This is a genomic window from Methanospirillum sp. (assembly GCF_035560735.1).
In the GTDB taxonomy this organism is placed as follows: Archaea; Halobacteriota; Methanomicrobia; order Methanomicrobiales; family Methanospirillaceae; genus Methanospirillum.
Window position 1 is genome coordinate 1 of sequence record NZ_DATMYY010000091.1, and the last position, 4,663, is coordinate 4,663.

Here is a 4,663-nt window from a genome sequence, read left to right on the forward strand (position 1 = left end):
GAAATGCAACAGGTTTTCAGGGCGGAAATATTTGAGTGCACCAGACACTCTCATTTTTTTATTTGATTTATAACCGGTGATTATCCCACCAGATTATCGCACTTCGATGCTCTCTTCCTACCAGTATTCTTCCATCAGGCGCAATACGTACATTTTTGATCAAATATTCATGTATTATTTTATTCTGCCACTCTTCAGTGCATTCAAATCGCTTTGCAATAATCTTGGCAGCCTGCGCAATTGACTCATAGAAAACTGGAGGAGCGGATTCCATCACCTCAAGATTTGCATAAATTCCCATTTCATACAAGACATTCCAAAGACAGTCTGCAAGCGGAGTCGGATAATATTCTCTGCCATGAAGCTCAGGCCAGAGTTCCTGCATCATTTCAGCCCAGGATGGAAGAGTAAGGAACCAGAACAGGTAGACCCTTCCTGATGAGATTCGTTGAATCATCCTGATGGTCCCGACAATATCTGTCATGGTAAGGGAGAACGAAGATATTATCAGGTCAAACGGTCCCTGAAGTTCCTCACTGGTAACGTCCTCCCACTGCCGGCTTATTATCTTTATCGGAGGAGCATCCTGCTGAATCCTGTATTCTTCAAGAGCCTGACACATGAGGGGTGCCTGCTCAATAACAGTTACATTACAGCCCAGTTTAGCCAGAGGAACCGCAAGAGTGCCAGGTCCTGATCCAATATCCAGCACAGAACATCCAGTTAGAGCATTAATAGTTCTGAGTTGTTTATCCACCACCTTTGAGTAATCCCCCTGGATATTCTCAAGGTACATTCTGATATTGTCGGGATCAAGCCAGAATGTATTTTGGCTGTTTGTATATATCGACCGGATATGTCTCTCCTTAAGGTGAGTCCATTGCTCTGCCCAGGATGTACCTGGTATATGAGAGAGGTTTTTTTGCTCGAAATTCATGCAACCCACCCTGACTACTTCTGAATTGTGCCTCAATGTCATATAAAGAGATACCGGATTACCTGAAGAACATGGATCCATTCTGGTACACTCCAAGGTCTGAATTCAGATGAATACACCCTGTTCATCCCTCACTTTCAAGAACTCTCATAACATATGACCTATACATGGAGATAATATCAGTCAGAACCCAGCCAGTTCTTTCTGATGGATACATAAAAAGGGAATACCTCCTGTCCAGCCCGGTTACCAAGGAGGTTTTGTATACACTCTCACAAGGGAGATACGAAAATACTGGATGGCAGTACCTCTCTCCAACTTACCGTATCTCCAATCATGAGGGTGTGTGGATAAGTGGAATCCTTAAGAGCCCCGTAATTGTTGTTGAAAGTCTTCCAGAAATCTCAATCGGAATTGAGGACTATCTTCATGGTTTTCTCTCAACCATCCCGGATTCTGAAAAACCTGATTGGTACCCATTTGTTATTATTCAGAAATCGATGCAGTTTCTGAAACACATATTCTTAAGGCACATATGAGCAATAAACATAATTAACTTTACTTGATAAACCACATAACTATTTTAGTTAAATATTCCCAACAGTAATGTGGTCATCCATGACCAATGGAGTGCAGTGTATGGGTACAAATTTCAAATTTTTACTCTGTGGATTATTAATAGCGCTTTTAGTAGTCCCGGTAGTGTCATTTGCTGAAAACAAAACAATCACCGATCTGGCTGGAAATACAATTCAACTTCCAGCAAATGTCAACAGGATTGTAACGGTGGATCCTTTTACAAGCCAATTCTTCTTTGTTATTGGTGCTGACAACAAACTGGTCGGAACATGTGTCGGACCTGCAGATCGAAACAAGGTAAATGAAACAGAAAATAACCTTGGTAAACTTCCAAATGCAGGATGTAAGACAAACGTGAATCTTGAGCAGTTACTTGCTCTTAAGCCTGAACTGGTTATTTCTGACAAGGCATATTCGAAAGTTAATGACGATATTGCCGCAACAGGCATTCCAGTGGCTATCGTTGATGTTGAATCGCCTGACACTCTCATGAAGAGTTACGAGATGATCGGTAAGATCACCGGTAAAGAGAAAGAAGCAGAGGAATTCATTTCCTATTACAACGGAAAAGTCGACGAACTGCAAAAGAACGTTGCTGACTATACTGATGTAAACCGGGCAAAAGTATACTTTGGTCAGAGGGAGCCATTGTCAACACTGGGTGATGACTGGTACGAAGCAAAGTCACTGGGTATTGCTGGTGGATACAATGTTGCCCAGGGCGTTGTGGGAGGCGATAGCAAGGTTACTCTGGAACAGATCTACAACTGGAATCCGGATGATATTATTCTGTTATCATATAACTCCAAGAATGTGACTGATATTCTCACAGATCCGGCATGGAAGGACCTTACCGCGGTCAAGAAAAAACAGGTGTACCGCATGCCCAAGTATATCATGGCCTGGGAACTCCCAGTACCTGAAAATGTCCTTGGTATGATCTGGCTCCAGAATACCCTGTATCCTGACCATGTCCACAATGACCTGACCTCAGAAATCAAGGAGTTTTATCAGAAGTTCTACCGGCTTACTCTTACCGATAAGGATGTCGCTGCAATGCTCGCAGACAAGACACCGGTTACTCTGAATAAACCCTCCTCTCCATAACTTTTCTTTTTTATTATGGAATGCCAAATTTGTGGGCATTTTTGCCAGATTTCTGAAGGAAAAACTGGCAAGTGCAGAATGCAAACCTGCGAAAATGGAATCCTGCATGAGCGGTTTGCTGATAAGTACCTGGCACTCTGGCCTAGTGCAATTGAGACGGTTCCCTTCCTTCACCATACCCCGGGAGGGAGGTATCTGCTTCTCTCAACTCTTGGTTGCAATCTCTCCTGTCCAGGGTGTGTGTCGCACATGCTTGTCGACGATCCTGACCTGATTGCAGGTGCTCTGCTTAAGGCAAATCCAGATGATATTCTGAAACAGGTTCGGGAACATTGCTGTCTTGGAGTTATCTTTTGTTTGAATGAACCATCAGTCTCATTTCAGACATTAATTCACACTGCAAAGACATTGAAGAAGGAAGGCCTTCTGGTGGGATGTGCATCAAACGGTTGTATGGAACAGCCAATTCTCAGACAACTCCTCCCGTACCTGGATATGATAAATATCGGAATGAAAGGTTTGTCAGACGATGTGTACCGCACGTGTGGTTCTCCTTGTGATGTTGAACAGGTTCTCAATTCCATCAGAATAATCCACGAGGCCCAGGTCCATCTTGAGATATCGGTAGTTTTCGAGGCCGGGCGTGAGCATGAAATAACTGACCTGGCAAGACACCTTTCTCATATATCTGCAGAAATTCCTCTGCATGTCATGCGCTTCATTCCATTCAATGGAGCAGATGATCAGTGTGAACCTGCACCAGAGGATGCTGAGATGATAGTCTCCCGTTGTAAAACCTGGCTCAACTGGGTATATCTCTTCAACACGCCCGGGACATGTAACCTCAGTTCCTATTGTCCGGATTGTGGGAGTCTGCTCATAGAACGGACTTTCTATGGCCCAATGGGAGCCCGGCTGACGAACAGAATTTATCAGCAAGAATGCACCTGCGGGAGAACGATTCCAGTTTTCGGGGAATATTATAAAAATGACGGATATGAACCTCGATTCAGGGGCGGGTACCGGACCTCGGTTCTCTTGGACATGGTTTCGGGAACACTGTATCAGCTTGGGATTTGTGATAAGATGGTGGTCAGCAGGGTTCTGGTACAGATTCTTTCAGGAGATTGGCTCGAGAAGTTACAGACCTTTTTTGCAACCCCAGAGGGATATATCGAATACATCAGAACACTTGGCCTGCTCGCTGATGCTCAGGATCTGGTTCATCCTCTTCTTGGGTTTTACACAGAACGACTTGAACAGATCACGAAATCTGTGGCAAATATCCGGCATCCCCGGGTATTTTGTGCTCTCTCTCATCCATATCTTGCATCATATCCTGACAAAATGGAGGTAGCACTAGCTGCAAGAGCCGGTGGGTCTGTTCTCAACTATCAGATAGCCTATACAGAGTCACGACCTCACCCATTGTCCAGGGAGGAGTTCATGTCCTTACAACCCGAGGTGATCCTTTGTCTGGGAATGGGGAAGTCTGATACCTCCGACTTTCTCCATCACTGTCAAAATGAAGGCCTTTTAGCACCAGCGATAGAGACTGGACAGATCTATTGCATCCCAAAGCAGTACCCGGTATCCGGAGTTAGATGGGTGCTTGCACTTGAGTATATAGCAAATCTTCTACACCCAGAAGTAATCAGATTTTCTCTCGAAGATGATGAACGATATCTCAATACGCTGCTATATGATATTCAGACAAATCAAAAAAGCATCAGAATCTGATTCAAGTAGAGCATTTATAGTTTATTATTTTTTTCTCAATCCACAGCAATCGTCACTTCGCTGGATTTAATAACAGCGAATGCCTGAATTCCTTCCTTAAGCCCCAAACTATCTACAGCATGTGCAGTGATCATAGATGTTACCAGAATCCCATTACCGATATCAAGTACAACCTCTGCATTAACCATACCTTTTGTTATAGTAACAATTGTTCCTTTTATTGAGTTTCGTGCACTTATTCGCATAAATGGCCTCTATTTTTCACACAATAAGATAGACAATACTAGGTTTGTATAGATC

At 43.5% G+C, this 4,663-nt stretch carries 5 protein-coding genes; 3 read left to right on the forward strand and 2 right to left on the reverse strand.

Annotated features, from left to right (window positions below):
* Positions 1-67: 67 nt before the first annotated feature.
* On the reverse strand, positions 68-937 hold the full coding sequence (locus VN429_RS02780) for a class I SAM-dependent methyltransferase (RefSeq protein WP_325629551.1): 870 nt from the start codon (positions 935-937) through the stop codon (positions 68-70).
* A 167-nt stretch (positions 938-1,104) separates the two neighbouring features.
* Between VN429_RS02780 and VN429_RS02785 the strand changes: the two genes are divergently transcribed.
* From VN429_RS02785 to VN429_RS02795, 3 genes are all read left to right on the forward strand, one after another.
* Entirely contained in the window at positions 1,105-1,476 is a 372-nt protein-coding gene (locus tag VN429_RS02785) for a hypothetical protein (protein ID WP_325629553.1), read from the forward strand.
* 100 nt (positions 1,477-1,576) lie between these two features.
* The gene (locus VN429_RS02790) at positions 1,577-2,623 is read left to right on the forward strand and encodes an ABC transporter substrate-binding protein (protein WP_325629555.1); all 1,047 of its coding nucleotides are present in this window, start codon (positions 1,577-1,579) and stop codon (positions 2,621-2,623) included.
* Positions 2,624-2,701: 78 nt separating this feature from the next.
* On the forward strand, positions 2,702-4,363 hold the full coding sequence (locus tag VN429_RS02795) for a radical SAM protein (RefSeq protein ID WP_325629557.1): 1,662 nt from the start codon (positions 2,702-2,704) through the stop codon (positions 4,361-4,363).
* 35 nt (positions 4,364-4,398) lie between these two features.
* Here VN429_RS02795 and VN429_RS02800 read toward each other — a convergent pair whose 3' ends face one another.
* Positions 4,399-4,608, reverse strand: coding sequence for a TOBE domain-containing protein (locus VN429_RS02800; RefSeq protein WP_325629559.1), 210 nt, complete (start codon positions 4,606-4,608; stop codon positions 4,399-4,401).
* Positions 4,609-4,663 lie beyond the last annotated feature (55 nt).